The organism is Kitasatospora sp. NA04385 (assembly GCF_013364235.1).
In the GTDB taxonomy this organism is placed as follows: Bacteria; Actinomycetota; Actinomycetes; order Streptomycetales; family Streptomycetaceae; genus Kitasatospora.
Map to the genome: position 1 here is coordinate 895,655 of NZ_CP054919.1, position 18,080 is coordinate 913,734.

An 18,080-nucleotide genomic window follows, 5' to 3' on the forward strand; every position below is an offset into this window, starting at 1 on the left:
CGGCCCTGGGGCCCCGCCCGCGGGCCCGGCGCGGGCGGGTTCGGATCAGACGCCCGGCAGCGGGTCCTGGTCGATCCGGGCGGCGCGCAGGCGGTGGCCGGTGGTGTCGGGGGAGATCAGCGGCGGCGGGTAGTCGGCGGGGCGGCGGGTGGACTGCCAGGGGCGGTGGACGGCGCGGCCGGGCAGGTGGGCGAGTTCGGGGATCCAGCGGCGGACGTAGTCGCCGTCGGGGTCGTAGCGGTCGGCCTGGGTGAGCGGGTTGAGGACGCGGTTGGGGCGGGTGTCGGTGCCGGTCCCGGCGACCCACTGCCAGTTGAGCTGGTTGTTGGCCACGTCGCCGTCGACCAGGTGGTGCAGGAAGTGCGCGGCGCCCGGGCGCCAGTCCTGGTAGAGGGACTTGCTGAGGAAGCTGGCGGTGAGCAGCCGGGCCCGGTTGTGCATCCAGCCGGTCTCGGCGAGCTGGCGCATCCCGGCGTCGATGATCGGGAAGCCGGTGCGGCCCTCGCGCCAGGCGGCGAACTCCTCCGCGTCCTCGCGCCACCGGTCGTGGCGGGGGCGGTAGTCGGCGTGCGCGGCGTCGGGCCGGGCGGCCAGGACCTGGTGGTGGAAGTCGCGCCAGACGAGCTGCCGTACGAAGGCTTCGGCGCCGTGGCCGCCGCGCCGCTCGGCGAGGTGGACGAGTTCGTTGGCGGACAGGCAGCCGAAGTGCAGGTACGGGGAGAGGTGCGAGGTGCCGTCGGCGGCGAGCGCGTCGTGCAGGTCGGCGTACTGCTCGGTGTGCCAGTGCTGCCAGGCGCGGCGGGCGGCGCTCTCACCGGGGTCGGGCAGGCTGCGGGCGGTGGGCTTCGCGGTGGGCAGCGGCGCCCCGGCCAGGCCCTCGGGGGTGTGCAGGGCGCGCGGCGGGGCCAGCGGGGTGCGGCGGGCGGCCTGCTGCCAGGCCCGGTGGTAGGGGGTGAAGACGGCGTAGTGGTCGCGTCCGGCGGGCAGCACCGCGCCGGGCGGGACGGCCGTGACCGAGCCGTCGTGCACCCGCAGCCGCTCGCCCAGGGCCCGGCGCAGCCGCTGTTCGCGCCGCCGGGCGTACCCGCTGACCCCGGCCGCGACGTGGACGCTCGCCGCGCCGGTCTCGGCGGCGAGCTTCGCGGTCTGCTCGGCGGTGTCGCCCTCGCGCACCAGCAGCCGCCCCCCGGCCCGGCGCAGGCCCGCGTCGAGGTCGGCGAGGCAGCCGGCCAGGAAGGCGGCCCGGTTGGGCGCGGCGAAGCCGGCCGCGTCGACGGCCGGGTCGGTGACGAACAGCGGCACCACCTGGTCGGCACCGGCGCGGGCGGCGTGCAGGGCGGGGTTGTCGTGCAGGCGCAGATCCTGGGTGAACAGGACGATGGCGAGTGTCATGGTGCTGCTTTCGGTGCGGGCTGGTTCACGGCGTCGACCTGACGAGTCGACATGACGACCTGTCAATGTTCCGACGCCGGGCGGTCTGCGGCGGGGACGGGTGCCCCCGTGTCGTCTTCGGAGCCCCGGCCGCAACGGATGGGGCCAGGACGGGCGCGGCGGTACTGCCGGCCCGCCCCTCTCGTCGATCACACCACCGGGAGCCGCACCGCGCACCGGCTCAGCCGCACCGACGTCCGGGCCGCCGCCGACCGGATCGCGGGGCCGTCCCGTCCCGGGCGGGTGGTCCCGGGGCGGGCCGGACGGGGTGTCACCGGCGTTGGCGCACGTCCGGCGCACCGGCTCGTTCAAGGCCCGCGGCGCGGTCGGCTTCCTGTCCGCGGCCGGAGGCGGGCGTCCCGCCGGACGGGGCTCGGGCGGCGGCGCGGACCCGGACCGCGCGTGGGCCGCCCGGCAGCGGGGCGCACGGGCCGGCGTGTCGCTGCCGGTGAACGTGCCTGCAGCGTGCTGTGCGGCGCCGACACCGACCTGGCGGCCCTGCGGGCGCGGGCGCGTGGGGCCCGGGCACCGGCGGCGCGGGTTCCGCCGGATTCCGCCGGGTTCCGCCAGCCGTCGAGGGGGGGGCGGCCCGGCCCCGGCCCCCGCGCGACTGACCCGACGGCCCGACGGCCCGACGACCCGACGATCCGGTCAACCCGGTGGGACGCGCGGCGAGGGGAGCTGGTTCGGCCGTTCAGCTCTCGGTCGGGGTCGGTTCCGCCAGGCACCGCCGCCAGACCTCGTCCCGGGCCAGCTGGACGGCTCCCGCCAGGGTGCCCTGTTCGGCCAGCGGGGAGAGCCGGAGGGCGGGGGGCGAGAGGGTCATCAGCTCCAGCTGCGGGCGCAGCGCTTCGAGCAGCGCCTCGCCCGCCCGGGCCAGGCCGCCGCCGATGATCAGTTGATCGGGGTCGAGGGCGAGCAGGATGGGGGCGAGCACCGTCATGAAGGTCCGGGCGACGGTCTCCACCACCGCCGCCGCCGCGCGGTCCCCGGCGGCGGCGGCCTCGAACACCGCCTCCGGGGTGAGCGGTCCGGCCGCGAGCCGTGACGAGGTGTCGGCCAGCGCGGCCGTCCGGGCCAGGGCGACGATCCCGCGCGCTCCGATCTCGCGTTCCAGCGGGCCCCGGCCCTGCCGGTCGAAGGTGATCCGGTCGCCACCGGTGGGTGCCACCCCGATCTCGCCCGCCGCGCTGTTCGCCCCGCGCAGCAGTTTTCCGCCGACCACGATGCCCGCGCCCAGCCGCTCGCCCCAGTGCACCACCACCAGGGTCTGCCCGGGGTGGCCGGCGGCGCAGACCAGGGCGGCCATGTTGGCGTCGTTCTCCAGCCGGACCGGGCAGCCGGCCCGGGCCCGCAGGTGGTCGACCAGGTCGGGCGGGCCCGGCAGGCTGGGGGCGAAGCGCAGGCTGCCGCGTTCGCTGTCCACGATGCCCGGGCAAGCGGCCACGATCTCGCAGACGTCGGTGATCGAGAGCCCGGCCCGCGCGAGCGCGGTGTCGATCGCCTCGTCCAGGCAGCCGAGCACGTCGTCCGGGTCGGTCCTCCGCCGGACCAGCGCGAGTTGATCCCCGGTCAGGTCGCCGACGGCCACGCTCAGGCGGTGCGGTCCGAGGTCGACGCCCAGCACCGGCATCGCTCGCGGGGCCAGCGCGTAGCGGACCGCCGGTCGGCCGGGGCCCGCGCGGGACGGGTCCCGGTCCTCGGCGATCCAGCCGGTGGACAGCAGGTCGCCGAGCGCCTGCTTGACGGTGGGGCGGGTGAGCCGGGCGGCCTCGACCAGCTCGGCGATCCGCACCGGCGCACCGGCGTCGCGGATCGCCCGGAGCACCGCGGCCGTGTTCAGCCGCCGCAGCAGTGCCGGTCCGCCGGCCCCCTCCTCGACGACCATGCGCGTCCTCCTCCCTGAGGGGGCGTCAGCTGCCTGAGGGCGCGTCGGCTCCGTCCTGGCCCATCCGGGTATTAATATCGAAAGAACCTATTGTAATGCCGCACCGCCCACGCTTTACTTTCGGCGAACGCCCGCCGCCGTACGTCACCGGCGCGGTGAGAGTCTCCCCCTGCCCGTTTCCGGGCCACCGCCACCCCCAGGCACCGCCGACCTCCGTGGAGAGGCCATGCTAACGATCCCCCACACCGGAACCACCCGTACGCTGCTCGCACTTCTCGCCGCCACCGTCACCGCCGGTGTGGTCGCGGTCGCGCCCGCCGCGACCGCTGCGACCGGCACGACCACCGCGTCCGCCGCGTCCGCCGCGGCCGGGGCGTTCGACACCGCGCCGGCCGCCGCGAGCATCCAGCGCCTGCTGCCCGCCCAGGCCGGGCAGGTCACCCTGGTGGCCGCCGCCCGGCAGACCCCGGGCACCGACTCCTTCACCGTCTCCGGCGGCGCCGGCGCGATCCGGGTCGAGGGCACCTCCCCGGCCACCCTGCTCACCGGGGTCGGCTGGTACCTGCGCCACGTCGCCGGCGTCGACATCGGTTTCCCCGCCGACAGCACCTCGCGGCTCCCCGCGACCCTGCCCGCCGTCGCGACACCGTTCACCGAAGCAGCCGTGGTCCCCCACCGCTACGCGCTCAACGACACCGACAACGGCTACTCCGGCGCCTACCGCACCTTCGCCGACTACCAGCACGAGATCGACGTCCTCGCGCTGCACGGCTTCAACGAGGTCCTGGTCACCGTCGGCGCCGAACAGCCCTACTACCAGGCGCTGCAGCAGTTCGGCTACACCGCGGCCGACCTGCGGTCCTGGATCCCCGGGCCCGCGCACCAGCCCTGGTGGCTGCTGCAGAACATGAGCGGCTTCGCCGGACCGGTCACCGACCAGCTGATCAACTCCCGTGCGGCGCTGGGCAGGCAGCTCTGCGACCAGCTGCGCGGGCTCGGCATGACCCCGGTGCTGCCGGGCTTCTACGGCACGGTGCCGACCGACTTCGCCACCCGCAACCCCTCGGCCCACGTGGTGCCCCAGGGCACCTGGCTCGGGTTCGAACGGGAGTCCTGGCTCGACCCGACCGGACCGGTCTTCACCCAGCTCGCGGCCGCCTACTACGCGGCCCAGCGCACCGCGTTCGGCGACTCCGCCATGTACAAGATGGACCCGCTGCACGAGGGCGGCAGCGCGGGCAACGTCAACGTCACCTCCGCCGCGACCGCCATCCAGCAGGCGCTGCTCACCGCCCACCCGGGCGCGACCTGGGCCATCCTCGGCTGGGGGAGCAACCCGTCGTCCACCCTGCTGGCCGGCGTCGACAAGTCGAAGATGCTGATCGTCGACGGCTACTCCGACCGGTACGGCACCCTGGACCGGGAAACCTCCTGGGGCGGCACCCCGTACGCCTTCGGCACCATCCCGAACTTCGGCGGGAAGTCCACCTTCGGCGCCAACACCGCCGCCTGGACCGCCACCTTCCAGCGGTGGCTGACCAAGAGCAACAGCGCGGAGCGGGGCATCGCCTACATGCCCGAGGGCACCGGCACCGACCCGGCCGCCTTCGCCCTCTTCGCCGACCTCGCCTGGTCCGGCTCCGCCATCGACCAGGCCGCCTGGTTCAGGAACTACGCCGACTCCCGCTACGGCGCCCCGGACGCCAACGCGGTCGCGGCCTGGGACCAGCTGCGCCAGGGGCCGTACAGCATGCCCGCGAACGGCTGGAGCGAGCCGCAGGACAGCCTCTTCACCGCCAAGCCCTCGCTGACGGCGACCACCACGGCCGCCTGGAGCCCGTCCACGATGCAGTACGACCCCACCACCGTGCAGCGGGCGCTGGCCTCCCTGCTCAAGGTGGGAGCGGCCCAGCAGGCCACCGACGCCTACCGGTTCGACCTGGTCAACACCGCCCGCCAGGCGCTGGACAACCGCAGCCGGGTGCTGCTCCCGCAGATCAACAACGCCTACACCGCCAAGGACCTCACCACCTTCCGCTCACTGGTGTCCGAGTGGAACGCCGACGAGGCCCTGCTGGACCGGATCACCGCCACCGACTCCCGCTTCCTGACCGGTACTTGGCTGGCGAACGTGCCCGCCGGGATGCAGTTCGACGCGCGCTCGCTGATCACCGCCTGGGGCGACCGCCCGCAGGCCAACACCGGCGTGTTCGACTACGCCGCCCGCGAGTACTCCGGAATGATCAACGACCTCTACGCCAAGCGCTGGGCCGCCTACTTCGCCTCCCTGGACACCGCGCTGACGACCAACACCGCGCCCGCGGCGATCGACTTCTTCGCCATGGACGACGCCTGGGCGAAGTCCACCAACTCCTACCCGACCACCCCCACCGGCGACCCGGTCACCGTGGCCACCGCGATCGCCGCCGCCCTGCCGCCGGCCCCGAACCCCGGCCCGGTCACCGGCATCGGCGGCAAGTGCGTCGACGTCACCAACGGCAACTCCGCCGACGGCACCCCGCTCCAGCTGTGGACCTGCAACGGCACCGCCGCGCAGAAGTGGACGGTGGTCGGCGACGGCACCGTACGCGCCGACGGCAAGTGCATGGACGTCCGGGGCGGCGCCACCGCGGCCGGCACCGTCGTCCAGCTGTGGAGCTGCAACGGCACCCCGGCCCAGAGCTGGTTCCCCCGGCCCGACGGCACCCTGCGCAACACCAAGTCCAACCTGTGCCTGGACGCCGCCGGCGGCGGCTCGGCCGCCGGTACCGGGCTGATCGTCTGGAACTGCACCGCGAACCCGAACCAGCGCTGGAACCTGCCCAGTTGAACCCGCTGAACCCGCTGAACCCGCCGGACCCGCGAGCCGTTCCCTGATCGCGGCGGGCCGGGTCGGGGGCCGTGACCGCCATGACGGCGGTCACGGCCCCCGACCCGTTCCCGGCCGCCGGCGAACGCTCCCCCGGCCGAGCACTCGCCCCGACGTCCCGTTCCGCCCGGAGCCCCGGCGCGCACCGCCGACCGGTGTTCCGGCGCCCGGCTCCTCGGACGGGCCCGCGCAACTATCCGATGATCCACTCGTTGGTCCGTCCGACGTAACCGGGTTCCGTCCCGATGCCTTGGAGGGCCGATGGATCTCAAGACGTTGCCGCGGCCCGGGGCGGTCGGTGCGAGCGGGCGACCGGGCTCGGCGGAGGCCGTGCTGGTGCGGCACTACCGGCGGCTGGTGGGCCTGGCGTACCTGACGCTGCCCGCCGACCGGGGGCGGCACGCCCGGGTGGTGGCGGCGCACGGGGTGGTGCAGCGGGCGCTGCCGGTGCTGGGCGGGCGGGCCGCCGGGAGGACGGGTACCCGGCGGCGCGGGTCCGGNTGCTGCGCGGGGCGCTGCGTCGGCGGCGGTGGCCCCGGTCGGCGTTCCCCCGGGTGTGGGGGGTGCGGCTGTTCACGCCGCCGGACGACGGGGACGCCGAACTCGACGCCCGGCTGGCCGAGTTGCCGGCCCCGGCCCGGGCCGGTTTCGCGCTCCAGGCGCTGGACGGCTGGCCCGGGCCGAGGCCGCCGAGGTGCTGGCCTGGGCCGGGGTGGAGACGCCCGCCGACTCCGCCCGGGCCGGCGCCGAACTGCTGCGCTCGCTGGGCGGCCCCGGCTGGTCCGACCTGCCGCCCGGCTACGACGCCTGCACGGTGCACCTGCGGCCGGGCGACCTGCTGCGCCGCCGTCGGCTGGCCGCGCTGGCCGCGGCGGTGGCGGTGGCGCTGACCGCGGGCGTCCTGCCGGTCCTGCTCGCGCCCGGTCCGAACACCGACGGGCCGGGCACCGGCGGGCCGGGCGCGGCGGCCTCCGCCCCGGCCGCGGCCGCGCCCGAGCGCCGGGCCGACGACCTGTGGCGGACCACCGCGAAACTGGGCCTCGCCGTCTGGCCCGCCCGCGGCGAACTGCGCGACGACGGCGCCCTGCTCGGCCGGGCGACGGCCGCCTGGCAGCAGGCGGGCCGCCCGCCGCCGCGCCCCAACTGCTGTACGCGGGGCGGCTGGACGGCGCGGCGGTGGTGCTGCTGACGGACGGCCGGAGCCTGGCCAGGTACACCGACGACCCGGCGTCCGGGCCGGGCCCGGCCCTGGCGCTGGCACCGGCCGGGGACAGCGACGTGACGGCGGGCGCGGCGGTCGTCCTGCACCGCGACGGGCGCGGCGCGCGCTACCTGCTGGCGCCCTGGGTGGCGTCGGCGGCGACCCGGCGGCTGGACCGGCCGGACGAGGCGGAACGGCCGCTGGCCTTCACCGGCGGGGTCACCGACCCGGTGCCGGGAACGGCCGCGCCGGGCTGCCCGGGGCCGGTGCTGCAACTGCGCTCGGACCCGGTGGTCGCCGAGCAGCACGCCTTCCTACTGGCCGACCTGGGCGGGCTCGCCCCCGCGCACCTGACGTACACCCCGCCGCCGGACGGCTCCGCCCAGGCCCGGCCGCCGCGCGAGGCGGTNGGGGCGCAGGCCCTGCGCCGGTGGGCGGCGGGCGNCTGCGCGGTGCCCGAAGCGGGGCCGGAGGTGCGGCAGTTGAACCTGTGGGAGTTCGCCGACCAGAAGCTCCCGCAGAACGCCGGCGAGCTGGCCTGGGCCTGCCTGCGGGCCGACCACTGGGACGGCTCGGGCAGCGCGGCGGCGGCGGTGCTCCCGCCGGGCGGCGGCCGCGGGGAGCGGCTGGCGCACGCGGACGGGCGGGCCTGCAGCCGCTACGAGCAGGACACCGTCGCCCAGTACCGCTGGCGCGGCCCGAACGGCACCCCCTACCTGCTGGTCGCCGCCAGCCGCCGGGTCACCCGGCTGGTCGTCACCACCCCCGCCCGCCGCCTCGACCAGCCCGCACCGCCCACCCGCACCCTGGCCCTCGACAACCCGGGCACCGGCCCCACCGCGGTCGAGGCGGTCACGGCCTCCGGCACCCGCCTGAAGCCCATCGGCTGAGGAGCCCCGGGTCGGAGAACGGCGGGCCCCGGCCCGCTCCCCCCGACCCGCCTAGGAGTTCACCGGGTACGGGTCGCGGAAGGTGAAGGCGTCCGGGCCGGGGCCGCGGGTGCGCAGGGCGGCGATCCGGGCCATCGCCTCGGCGACGGTGGGGCGGTGGCCGATCGGCACCCACCACATCGCCTGGTGCGGCCCGTCGGGGCGCTGGAACCAGTCGCGGCGGCGGGCCAGCACCCGCAGGTGGTCGCTGCGGTAGACGTAGTCGCGGAGCGCCTCGACCGACTCCCAGACCGAGCAGTTGATCTGGAGCAGGTCGTCGTCCAGGTCGGGGCGCAGGCCGGTCGCGTCGGCGCCCGTCTCGTCGACCATCCGCCAGACGAAGCCGGGGCTGCGTTCGGCGAGTGCGTTGATCTCGGCCAACTGGTCGACGAATCCGGCGAGTTGCGGGCTGTCCAGCGGGGCGACGGTGCGGCCGACGTTGACCTGGGCGAGGTGGTGGCCGGCGGGGGGCGCGGCGGGCTGAGGGGTGGTCATGCGGCAAGCATGGCCCGGCCCGGCTTCTATCGTCAATGGTTGTTGTTTTTAGATTCGCCGCCCGGCCGCCGGGAGAACGACACGCAGCACCCGCCCGCGCACGGGTCCATCGCGGGCGTCCAGTCGTCCCCGGCCAGCCCCTCCAGCAGGGCCAGGTTCATCCCGCAGACCAGCGCCGGGAACTCGTCCGCCAGCGCGTGGAACGGGCAGTTGCCCAGCCGCAGCACCTCCCCGTCCGGGAACGGCGCGTAGCCGCGCTCGCGCAGCGCCTCCGGCAGGTCGGCCGGGGGCTGCTCCGCCGCGCCGGCCGCGCGGGCCGCGGCCTGCAACTCCCGGTCCAGGCCAGCCCGTTCGACCACCTCGGCGAGCAGTCGGCCGGCCGCGCCGTAGGACCGGGGCGGGAGGGCGACCGCGATCTCGGCGTCGGCCCGGCGGTAGAGCTTGGCGGGGCGTCCGGCGCCGGGGCCGCCGCGGCCGGCGGGGCGGCGGTAGGAGGCCGTCAGCAGGCCGGCGTCGACCAGCTTGTCCAGGTGGAAGGCGGCCAGGGAGCGGGAGACGCCCGCCGCCTCGGCCGCCGCGTCCCGGCCGACCTCCTGCGGCGCGGCGGCCACGTGCCGGTAGAGGGCGCGCCGCACCGGGTCGGCGAGGGCGCCCAGCGCCTCGATCGAGGAGTCCTCAGCTGTCATCCGTCGAGTCTATGACCGGCCGGAACACGCCCGGGGGCGGCCGGAACACGCCCCGGGGGCGGTCGGGCGCCGCCCGGCCCGGCGCGAACGAGCCGCCGGGCGGCGCCTTCGCGCCGTGCTGCCCGGATTGCCCGCCATTCGTTTCTACACCTCTGTAGAGTGTTCCCGACCGCCACCAGCCGGGCCGTTCGGGCACCCCGCACCCGGCACCCCCGCCGACCGGACTCGAAGGAGGCCCGCAGTGCACCCTCCGCAGCTGCAGACCGACCCCGCCTGGTCCCCGCCGGAACCGGACGTCCGTCCCGCCTACCAGCCCGTGGAGGTCCTGCTGGACGGCTCCGGAACGTGGGCCCTGGGCCGGATCAACGCCTGGTGGCACTCCCCCGAGGGCGAACCCTGGTGCCGCCTGCGCCTGATCGGCGCCGCCACGGCCCCCGCCTGGCGGCGCTACGACCCCGAGCGGATCCTGCTGCTGCCCACCCACGGGATCTAGCCGTTCCGCCCGGCCCCGGGAGCCCGACCCGCCGTCACCCGGCAGCACGTGGTGCCGGGTCGGTACCGGGCGGTACCGAAACGCTACCCAAGCGATAGGCGACCGGTACCCGAAACGGTTCGCGGACGACGGGGAACTGCGAGAGACTGCGCGGTCGGTGTCACGACACCGACCCACGTCCGCAGTTCCCCGATCCCAAGGTGCCGCATGCCTTTCCCCGCTCCGCAGGTCCCGCCCGTCCGGTCCGAGCCGCAGCCGCAGGCGCAGCCGGGGGAACCGGTGCTGCCGCCGGGGCCCGGCGGGGATCCGCTGACCCGCCCGGCGGTGCTGGTCGGGGCGGGCGTGGGGATCGCGGTGCTGTGCCTGGTGGCGGGTTTCTCGATCGGCCGGGCGCACCCCTACTCCGGGAGCCGGGCGCCCCGGGAGCCGGTCGTCGCGGCGGACGGCCTCGGCGTCCGGGAGGCGCAGAGCGCGGCGCAGCAGTCGGCGGCCGCCGAGGAGTACCGGAAGCTGGTGGAGGAGCAGCAGCGCCGGGACTCCGAGCGGCAGGCCGCGCAGGCCCAGGAGCAGCTGTCGCGGAGCGCCGACGAGGCCGCGCGGGCCGCCGACGAGCGGGCCCGCCGGATGCCCTTCGGCGGGTCGTACACCTTCCCCGACGGCCTGAAGGTGACGATGGCCCCGCTGAAGGGGTACACGCCGGAGCGCAACTCCTGGACGGTCCTGCCGAAGGACGCGACCTTCGTGCGGATCAGCATCGCGGTGGAGAACACCTCCGCCGAGGAGATCTCGCTGTACGGGTCGGGGATGCTGTTCGTGAAGGACTCGGACGGGAACCTGCTCCACCCCACGAACGGGGAGGGCGAGTACAAGTCGCTGCCGGACTCGCTGCGTCCGGGCGCGAAGAGCACCCTGGTGGAGTCCTACGGCGTGCCGCGGGCCACCGACGACCCGTTCACCGTCTCGTACGCGCACAGCGCCGGGACGGACCGCCGGGACGTGCTGTGGAGCGGGTCCCCGGAGGGGCTGCGCTGAGGCCCGGCCCGGGCGGCGGCGCCGTTCGCGCCGCCCGGGCCGGGCCGGTTCAGCGCCGGGTGCCGCAGCCGGGGCAGAACGCGGAGCCGTCGGGCAGCTCGGCGTGGCAGGAGGTGCACTGGGCGGGCTGGGCCAGGCGGAAGCCGCAGCCGGGGCAGAACGGGGTGCCGTGGGTCTCGGCGCGGCACTGCGGGCAGACCAGCTGGCGGTCGGTGGTGACGTCGAACTGCCCGGCCCGGGACTGGCCGTGGGTGTAGGCGTTCTGCGTGACGGCGTCGTTGAGGCCGCGCTGGCGGGCGGCGGCGGCCTCGGCGGCGGTGTCGGGGGCGCAGCCCAGGCACAGGCCCTGGGCGGCGTTCCAGCAGCGGCCGCAGACGTAGTGGGTGCAGCGGGCGCAGCGGTTGAAGTGCTGCTGGGCGTTGCCGATGGCGCGCTGGAAGGCGGTGTCGCGGCCGCTGCCCCAGCTGGCGCCGGCCAGGCCGTCGGCGGCGTTGCTGAGGCCGTTGGAGGCGCTGCCGCCGAGCAGGCTCCAGGCGGCGCTGACGCCCTTGTTGATCCAGCCGGCCGCCTGGCCGGTGCGGAAGGGCTCGAACTCGGAGCGCCAGGTGTCGTAGCAGCGCGAGCAGGAGAACTCGAACTGGAAGCCCGCTCCGGTGCCGTGCTGCTCGCTCAGGTCGCGGTAGTTGTTGCTGAAGTGGATCTCGCTCATCGTCCGCTGCCCAACCCTTTTTGCAGGTGCCGTCTGGTCTGTCCGTCGCACAGGCTGCCACACCGGGGTGCCGCGCCGGTACGGTCCGGCGGGATCGGGCGCGATCGGACGGCCGTGCGGTCAGCCGCCGAACAGCACCGGTCCCAGCACGGAGGGACGGAACAGCAGGGTGGGCGGTTCCACCATGGCGGCGACCTGGTGGAACGCGGCGGCGACCCGGGCGTCGGTGACGGCGCGGGTCAGCACCCGGTCCAGCAACCGCTGCTGGACCTTGACCTGGAGTCCGGAGGGGCCGCCGGTGGTGCCGGCGAACCGGACGTCCTCGCCGGCCGCCATCTGCCAGGGGTTCCTGGTGACCGAGGCGATGGCCTCGCGGGTCTCCCGGACGGCGGCGTGGCCGAGGTCGCCGTGCTTGCGGACGGCCCCGCGCAGCGCGCGGGCGCCGAGGGCGGCCACCGTCATGCCCTGGCCGTAGACCGGGTTGAAGGTGCAGGAGGCGTCGCCGAGGGCGAGGAAGCCGTGCGGGGCGGAGCGCTCGTAGTGCCGCCACACGCTGGGCCCGGGGACGAAGCCGCGGGCGGGGCCCACGGGCTTGGCACCGGTGACCGCCTCGGCGATGCCGGGGTCGCGCAGCAGGCCGAGCTGCTTCTCGAACTCCTCGGGCTGGATGGAGGGTTCGAAGCCGCGCATGCCGCCGATGCCGACGATCCAGCGCTCGCCCTCGACGGGCAGCAGGACGCCGAAGCGGCCCTGGTCGGGGGCGTGGCTCTGCAGGTAGAGGGCGGAGTCGGCGGGGGCGTCGGCGGGGCGGTGGTAGAAGCGGGTGGCGTAGGAGACGCCGGCGTCGACGCGCTCCCGGGGGACGACGGACGCGCCGATCAGCGAGAGCCACTGGGCGGCCCGGGTGGAGCGTCCGGCGGCGTCGACGACCAGTTCGGCGGAGACCTCGGCCTCGCGTTCGCCGCGCCCGCCCCGGCCGGCCACCCGGACGCCGGTGACGTGGTGCCGGTCGCCGATCAGGCCGGTGACCTCGGTGCCGGTGCGGAACTCGATGTTCGGTGCGGCGCGGACGCGGTCCAGCACCACCCGGTCGATCAGCGGACGGCTGCAGCCGAGCACCGCGAGGTCGCTCGGGTACGGGGCGAGCCAGCCGGCGGCGGTGAGCCAGCGCAGGCCGCCGGAGAGCGGGACGCGGGTGGCGCCGGCCGCGAGGAGTTCGGCGAGGGCGCCGGGCAGCAGTTCGTCGATGGTGCGCTGGCCGGCCTCCAGCAGCAGGTGGCTGTGCTTGGCCTGCGGGACGCCGGGGCGGAAGTCGGCCCCGTCCGGGTAGCGGTCGCGTTCGACCACCACGACCCGGTCCGCGACCTCGTGCAGCGCCCAGGCGGCCAGGCATCCGGCCAGTCCGCCACCGATCACCACTGCCGTGCCGCGGTCGCCGGCCGCGCTCCCCCTAGGACTCATGCCCGTACAGTAAGGGACGCGGCGCTGACAGTCACCGGGCATCCACGGATCGGCCGCCCTTCTTCCACCTGGCAACTCCCTTGGCCGGTAGGGGTTTTCCCCACTTGCGCCCGGTACCGTCCGATTCGCCCCGGGGGCCGGCGGACCGGCCGGGCACCCGGTCGGCACCGGGTCGCCACCGGACCGCCGCAGGACCTCCGCCGGGCGGGCCTGGGCCGGACGGGGGACCCGCCGGGCGCGTGGCGCGCCGGGGGCCGGGTGCGCGGCGTGGGATGGTCGGATGACCTCTGAGCAGATCCTGATCGGGGCCGGCCTGACCCTGGTGCTGGCCGTCGCCTCCCAGCTGCTGGCCTCCCGGCTGCGCGTCCCGGCGATCATCGTGCTGCTGCCGGTGGGCTTCGCGGCCGGGGCGGTCACCGACGACGTCCACCCGGACCGGCTGCTGGGCCCGGCCTTCTCCCCGCTGGTCTCGCTCGCCGTCGCGGTCATCCTGTACGACGCCGGGCTCGGCCTGGACCTGCGCAAGCTGACCGGCCACGCCCGGCAGGTGGTGGTGCGGCTGGTGTGGGTCGGCGTCCTGGTGACCGCCCCGGCCACCGCGTTCGCGGCCGCCCCGCTGCTCGGCGTCTCGGGCCGGGCGGCGGCGATGCTCGGCGCGGTCCTGGTGGTGTCCGGGCCGACCGTGGTGGGGCCGCTGCTGAACTTCGTCCGGCCGAACGAGCGGGTGCAGCGCATCCTGGTCTGGGAGGGCTCGCTGATCGACCCGATCGGCGGCATCCTCGGCGCGCTGGTCTTCCACGCCCTGGTCAGCGAGCAGCACCGGGAGTTCGGCCGGGGTCTGCTGCGGTTCGCCTCCAGCACGGGCCTGGGCCTGCTCGGCGGCGCGGTCGGCGCGGCCCTGCTGTGGCTGCTGCTGGTCCGGGCCCGGCTGAACGAAGTGCTGGGCACCAACGCCCAGTTGGCGGTGGTGGTGGGCATCGCCGCGGTCTGCGACGCGCTGCGCGACGACACCGGGCTGATCGCCGCGGTGGTGATGGGCGTGGTGGTCGCCACCGCCCCGGTCTTCGACCTGCCCGCCCGGCGGACCTTCCTGGAGACGCTGGTGGCGCTGATCGTCGGCGTGCTGTTCGTGTCGATCTCCTCGACCGTCACCTGGGCGTCGGTGCGCCCGGTGCTGCTGCCCGCGCTCGGGCTGGCCGCGGTGCTGGTGCTCGTGGTGCGGCCGGTGGTGGCGGCGCTGTCCACGGTGCGCACCGACCTGGACGAGGGCGAGCGGGCGTTCCTGGGCTGGATGGCGCCGCGCGGCATCGTCGCCGCGTCCACCGCCGCGACCTTCTCCACCGGCCTGGCCGCGGCGGGCATCGGCGGCGCGGACCGGATCCTGCCGACCACCTTCCTGGTGATCGTCTCCACCGTCACGCTGTACGGCCTGACCGCCGTCCCGGTGTCCCGGCTGCTGCGGGTGGCCCGCCCGGCCCGCTCGCGCCCGCTGCTGGTCGGCGGCGAGCCCTGGACGGTCGAACTGGCCACCGTGCTGCGCTCGGCGGGCCTGGACGTGCTGCTGTGGGCCGGGCGCGACGAGCAGCGGGCGCGGATCTCCGCGGCCGGGCTGGAACTCGCCGACGGCGAGCTGCTGGCCACCGCGAGCGGCGAGGGCGCCGAGCAGGAGGGCGTCACCGCGGTGTACCTGCTGACCGCCGAGGACGAGTTCAACGCGCTCGCGGCGGCCGTGCTGCGCGAGGAGTCCGAGCTGCCGGTGTTCCGGCTGCCCGCCGCCGCGCCCGGGCCCGGCGCGGTCGGCGACACCCCCGCGGCGATGGTCCTCCCGGCCGCCCTGACCGGCCCCGAGCTGGCCCGCCGGCACGCCGCCGGGGCCCGGCTGCTGCGCCGCCCCGCCGACGGCGAACTCCCGCCCGGCCACGACCTGCTGTTCACCCTCGACCGGTCCGGGCACCTGCGCCCCGCGACGCTCCACGGCGAGCCGGCCCACCCCGCGCAGGTCACCGAGCGCATCGTCCTGGGCCCGGCCTGACCCGGCCTGACCCGGCCTGACCCGGCCTGACCCGGCCTGACCTGGACTCAGGACCGGCCTCAGGACCGGCCTCAGGACCCGCCGATCGGGGGAACCGGGCCCGGTTCACCGGGGCGACACGGTGTCGCGCCACCCCGCGTAACAGCGGCCGGGTAGCGTCCGACCGCCGTCCCTCTCCCCGGAAGGATCCCGTCCGATGACCGCCGCCACCGCCGACCTCGCCGCCTTCCTGCGCGCCCAGGGCCTCGATCCGTACGGCCTGGAGGAGCCCGGCACGCTGCTGTGGACCGTCCGGGACGCCGCCGGGCCGACGGCCAGCGCGGCGCTGGAGCCCGCGGGGTCGGCCGCGCTGCTGCGCAGTGTCGCCGTGCGCCCGGACCGGCGCGGGCACGGCACGGCGCGCCGCCTGGTGGAGGACGTCCTCGCCGAGGCCGCCGCCGGGGGCGTCCGCAGCGTCTACCTGTTCTCCACCGACGCGGGCGCGTTCTGGCGGCGGCTGGGCTTCCGCCAGGTGCCCGTCCCGGAGGCCGCGGCCGCGCTGACCGCCGCCCCGCAGGTCCGCCAGTACCTCGCGGACGGTTCGCTGGCCGTCGAGGTCGCCTGGCGCCGGGACCTCGACGCCGGCTGACCCGACGCCGGCCGGCCCTACGCCGGCCGACCCGACGCCTCTTGACGGGGCGTCGAGCGGGGACGGTACGTTGGCCGTCATGGTCGACCCCGCGCCGCTGCCCTGGCCTCCCGCCCCGATCCGGACCGCCCGCCTGGTGCTGCGCGAACCGGCGGCCCGGGACCGGGCGGCGATCGTCGAGCTGTTCACCTCCCCCGAGGTCGGCCGGCACATCGGCGGCGCCCGCCTGCGCGAGGAGTTCGAGCGGACGCTGCCCGCGGTGCCCGCGGGCCGCCCCGGGCTGCTGGTGGTCGAGCTGGACGGGGCGATGATCGGCCTCGTCACGCTCGACCCGCACGGCTCCGACCGCCTGGAGCACCTGCACCCCGGCGGCGGGGCGCGCGAGCTCGGCTACCTGTTCCTGCCGCACGCCTGGGGCCGCGGCCACGCCACCGAGGCGTGCGCCGCCGCCCTCGACTGGCTGGCCGCGGCGGCGCCCGGCACGCCCGTCGCGCTGACCACCCGGACCGCCAACGCCGCCTCGCGGCGGGTCGCCGAGCGGCTCGGCTTCACCGAGGTCGCCCGCTTCGAGGAGTACGGCGCCGAGCAGTGGCTCGGCGTCCGCCTGCCGGGGTGAGGCCCGCTCAGGCCAGCAGGACGGGGTTGGTGAGCGCCACCGCCCGCCCGTCCGGGCCGCGCACCTCGACCCGGACGAACCCGGTCCGCCCGGCGTCCGTGCTCCAGCGCACCAGCTCGTCGGCCGGGGCCCGGTGCGCCCGGCCCGCTTCGGTGCGGAAGTGCACCGTGCTGCCGTCGGGGACGCCGGACAGCCGCACCGCCAGGTCGACCGGGCGGCCGCCGGTGGCCAGGCGTTCGCCGATGCCCGCGGTGCGCCCGGCCGCCTCGGCGGTGAACTCCAGCTGCACGGCGGCGGTTCCGGCGATCCAGCTGCGCCCGGCCCGGACGGCGGCGAGCACCGCCGGGACGCTCAGCTCCTCGGCGTGCACCACGGTCTGCGGGACGCCGAGCTGGCCGGGCAGGTGGGTGTCACTGCTGCCGACGGCGGGCTGCGGGCGGCCGCTGCGGACGCCCGCGCCGAGGCGGCGGCCCCACTCGGCGAGCGCGGCCTCGTTGTCGGCGTTCCACGGCAGCGCGGAGGACCACTGCCCGTTCCACACCTCGACGGCGTCGAAGGACTCCAGCGGGTACATCAACTCCCCGCCCGGGTACGGCGCGTGGGGGTGGGCGGCGACGCACAGGCCGCCCGCGGCCCGCACCGCGCGCAGCGCCTCGTCGAAGGCCGCTTCGCCCAGCCGGTGCCGCCAGTCGGCGAGTCGGCCCGGCTCCAGGCCGAGCGCCAGCCAGTGGCCGGTGCCGGTGGTGACCTCCTCGCCGAGCAGCACCAGCAGGTCGTCGCCGCCCACCTCGCCCCACCGTCCGGGCGCGGCGGCCGCGTTGTGCTCGGTGGTGGCGAGGAAGTCGAGCCCGACGGCGCGGGCCGCGACGGCCAGCTCGGCGGGGGTGAGCTCGCCGTCGGAGTGCACCGAGTGCACGTGCAGGTCGCCCCGGTACCAGCCGGGGCCGCGCCCGGGCAGCCGGGTCGGCGGATAGTCCATGATCGCCTCCTGGAATCCCCAACGGCGTTGCGGTGCAGGGGAGTTCCGGCGGTGCTTCAGCCCAGGGCGAACCAGGGCGAGGGGTGGTCGGCGAGCGCCTTCGCCAGCAGCAGGGTGTCGTTGGGCGCCAGCGGCGGCAGGTCGTCCAGCGGGAACCAGGCGACGGCGAGCGACTCGTCGTCGTTGACCACGGCCTCGCCGGCCAGCGGGCGGCAGCGGAAGGCGATGTCCAGGTACTGCACCCGGTCGCCGTTGGCGCAGGCGAAGGCGGGCAGGGTGTGGACGCTGGTGATCCGCTCGGGCAGGACGGTGACGCCGGTCTCCTCCCGCACCTCCCGCACGACGGTGTCGGCGGGCTGCTCGCCGGGCTCCACGATGCCGTGCAGCAGGGCCCAACGGCCGGTGTCGGAGCGGCGGTTGAGCAGGATCCGGCCGTCCTCGACCACCACGGCGGTGATGCCGGACAGCCACAGCGGGTCGTGGCCGATGTGTTCGCGCAGGTCCAGGATGAATTGCGGCGTGGGCATACCGTGCACTGTAGTGCGCACCCGCCCGTTCCCGGCGCAGGCACCGGACCGCCCCGGCGCGGGCGGCCGGATCACCCCGGAGCGGGCGGCCGCCCCGGCGCGGG

General features: G+C 76.4%; 15 protein-coding genes. 7 read left to right on the forward strand and 8 right to left on the reverse strand.

All coding sequences use genetic code 11. The annotated features are described in order from the left end of the window. Positions 1–45: 45 nt before the first annotated feature. Positions 46–1,392 carry a deoxyribodipyrimidine photo-lyase gene (locus HUT16_RS03885; RefSeq protein ID WP_176185465.1) on the reverse strand — a complete coding sequence of 449 codons (1,347 nt, stop codon included), beginning with the start codon at positions 1,390–1,392 and terminating at the stop codon, positions 46–48. A 733-nt stretch (positions 1,393–2,125) separates the two neighbouring features. Then, complete coding sequence (locus HUT16_RS03890; protein ID WP_176185467.1) at positions 2,126–3,319, reverse strand: ROK family transcriptional regulator; 1,194 nt, start codon at positions 3,317–3,319, stop codon at positions 2,126–2,128. 226 nt (positions 3,320–3,545) lie between these two features. Here HUT16_RS03890 and HUT16_RS03895 point away from each other — a divergent pair, with 226 nt between their 5' ends. Both HUT16_RS03895 and HUT16_RS03900 read left to right on the forward strand, forming a co-directional pair. Next, positions 3,546–6,149, forward strand: coding sequence for an alpha-N-acetylglucosaminidase (locus HUT16_RS03895; protein WP_176185469.1), 2,604 nt, complete (start codon positions 3,546–3,548; stop codon positions 6,147–6,149). A 733-nt stretch (positions 6,150–6,882) separates the two neighbouring features. Next, entirely contained in the window at positions 6,883–7,377 is a 495-nt protein-coding gene (locus tag HUT16_RS03900) for a hypothetical protein (protein ID WP_176185471.1), read from the forward strand. A 953-nt stretch (positions 7,378–8,330) separates the two neighbouring features. On the opposite strand, the gene HUT16_RS03910 is transcribed toward HUT16_RS03900, so the two are convergent. Both HUT16_RS03910 and HUT16_RS03915 read right to left on the reverse strand, forming a co-directional pair. Then, a complete protein-coding gene (locus HUT16_RS03910) occupies positions 8,331–8,813 on the reverse strand; it encodes a DUF3291 domain-containing protein (RefSeq protein ID WP_176185475.1) in 483 nt (160 codons plus the stop codon). Between the two features lie 32 nt (positions 8,814–8,845). Further along, a complete protein-coding gene (locus tag HUT16_RS03915; RefSeq protein WP_176185477.1) occupies positions 8,846–9,499 on the reverse strand; it encodes a metalloregulator ArsR/SmtB family transcription factor in 654 nt (217 codons plus the stop codon). A 241-nt stretch (positions 9,500–9,740) separates the two neighbouring features. Here HUT16_RS03915 and HUT16_RS03920 point away from each other — a divergent pair, with 241 nt between their 5' ends. Beyond that, positions 9,741–9,992: a hypothetical protein gene (locus tag HUT16_RS03920; RefSeq protein WP_176184154.1), complete on the forward strand. Its 252-nt coding sequence runs from the start codon at positions 9,741–9,743 to the stop codon at positions 9,990–9,992. Between the two features lie 207 nt (positions 9,993–10,199). Beyond that, positions 10,200–11,024 carry a DUF4352 domain-containing protein gene (locus HUT16_RS03925; RefSeq protein ID WP_176185479.1) on the forward strand — a complete coding sequence of 275 codons (825 nt, stop codon included), beginning with the start codon at positions 10,200–10,202 and terminating at the stop codon, positions 11,022–11,024. Positions 11,025–11,073: 49 nt separating this feature from the next. On the opposite strand, the gene HUT16_RS39095 is transcribed toward HUT16_RS03925, so the two are convergent. Together HUT16_RS39095 and HUT16_RS03935 are read right to left on the reverse strand one after the other, a co-directional pair. After that, positions 11,074–11,733, reverse strand: a complete 660-nt coding sequence (locus HUT16_RS39095) for a zinc-ribbon domain-containing protein (protein ID WP_176185481.1) — start codon at positions 11,731–11,733, stop codon at positions 11,074–11,076. Positions 11,734–11,853: 120 nt separating this feature from the next. Further along, complete coding sequence (locus HUT16_RS03935) at positions 11,854–13,194, reverse strand: NAD(P)/FAD-dependent oxidoreductase (protein WP_176185483.1); 1,341 nt, start codon at positions 13,192–13,194, stop codon at positions 11,854–11,856. A 280-nt stretch (positions 13,195–13,474) separates the two neighbouring features. Here HUT16_RS03935 and HUT16_RS03940 point away from each other — a divergent pair, with 280 nt between their 5' ends. From HUT16_RS03940 to HUT16_RS03950, 3 genes are all read left to right on the forward strand, one after another. Further along, entirely contained in the window at positions 13,475–15,226 is a 1,752-nt protein-coding gene (locus HUT16_RS03940; RefSeq protein ID WP_176185485.1) for a cation:proton antiporter, read from the forward strand. 196 nt (positions 15,227–15,422) lie between these two features. Further along, positions 15,423–15,854, forward strand: a complete 432-nt coding sequence (locus HUT16_RS03945; protein ID WP_176185487.1) for a GNAT family N-acetyltransferase — start codon at positions 15,423–15,425, stop codon at positions 15,852–15,854. A gap of 79 nt (positions 15,855–15,933) precedes the next feature. Continuing rightward, the gene (locus HUT16_RS03950; protein WP_176185489.1) at positions 15,934–16,470 is read left to right on the forward strand and encodes a GNAT family N-acetyltransferase; all 537 of its coding nucleotides are present in this window, start codon (positions 15,934–15,936) and stop codon (positions 16,468–16,470) included. Positions 16,471–16,477: 7 nt separating this feature from the next. Here HUT16_RS03950 and HUT16_RS03955 read toward each other — a convergent pair whose 3' ends face one another. Both HUT16_RS03955 and HUT16_RS03960 read right to left on the reverse strand, forming a co-directional pair. Next, complete coding sequence (locus tag HUT16_RS03955) at positions 16,478–17,449, reverse strand: CehA/McbA family metallohydrolase (RefSeq protein WP_176185491.1); 972 nt, start codon at positions 17,447–17,449, stop codon at positions 16,478–16,480. Between the two features lie 56 nt (positions 17,450–17,505). Then, on the reverse strand, positions 17,506–17,976 hold the full coding sequence (locus HUT16_RS03960; protein ID WP_176185493.1) for an NUDIX domain-containing protein: 471 nt from the start codon (positions 17,974–17,976) through the stop codon (positions 17,506–17,508). Positions 17,977–18,080 lie beyond the last annotated feature (104 nt).

Bases quoted from the DNA above. Each gene is read 5' to 3' on its own strand.
- HUT16_RS39095 (WP_176185481.1), bottom strand. From the start codon at position 11,733: ATGAGCGAGATCCACTTCAGCAACAACTACCGCGACCTGAGCGAGCAG.
- HUT16_RS03950 (WP_176185489.1), top strand. From the start codon at position 15,934: ATGGTCGACCCCGCGCCGCTGCCCTGGCCTCCCGCCCCGATCCGGACC.
- HUT16_RS03910 (WP_176185475.1), bottom strand. From the start codon at position 8,813: ATGACCACCCCTCAGCCCGCCGCGCCCCCCGCCGGCCACCACCTCGCC.
- HUT16_RS03940 (WP_176185485.1), top strand. From the start codon at position 13,475: ATGACCTCTGAGCAGATCCTGATCGGGGCCGGCCTGACCCTGGTGCTG.
- HUT16_RS03915 (WP_176185477.1), bottom strand. From the start codon at position 9,499: ATGACAGCTGAGGACTCCTCGATCGAGGCGCTGGGCGCCCTCGCCGAC.
- HUT16_RS03945 (WP_176185487.1), top strand. From the start codon at position 15,423: ATGACCGCCGCCACCGCCGACCTCGCCGCCTTCCTGCGCGCCCAGGGC.
- HUT16_RS03935 (WP_176185483.1), bottom strand. From the start codon at position 13,194: ATGAGTCCTAGGGGGAGCGCGGCCGGCGACCGCGGCACGGCAGTGGTG.
- HUT16_RS03885 (WP_176185465.1), bottom strand. From the start codon at position 1,392: ATGACACTCGCCATCGTCCTGTTCACCCAGGATCTGCGCCTGCACGAC.
- HUT16_RS03895 (WP_176185469.1), top strand. From the start codon at position 3,546: ATGCTAACGATCCCCCACACCGGAACCACCCGTACGCTGCTCGCACTT.
- HUT16_RS03925 (WP_176185479.1), top strand. From the start codon at position 10,200: ATGCCTTTCCCCGCTCCGCAGGTCCCGCCCGTCCGGTCCGAGCCGCAG.
- HUT16_RS03955 (WP_176185491.1), bottom strand. From the start codon at position 17,449: ATGGACTATCCGCCGACCCGGCTGCCCGGGCGCGGCCCCGGCTGGTAC.
- HUT16_RS03960 (WP_176185493.1), bottom strand. From the start codon at position 17,976: ATGCCCACGCCGCAATTCATCCTGGACCTGCGCGAACACATCGGCCAC.
- HUT16_RS03890 (WP_176185467.1), bottom strand. From the start codon at position 3,319: ATGGTCGTCGAGGAGGGGGCCGGCGGACCGGCACTGCTGCGGCGGCTG.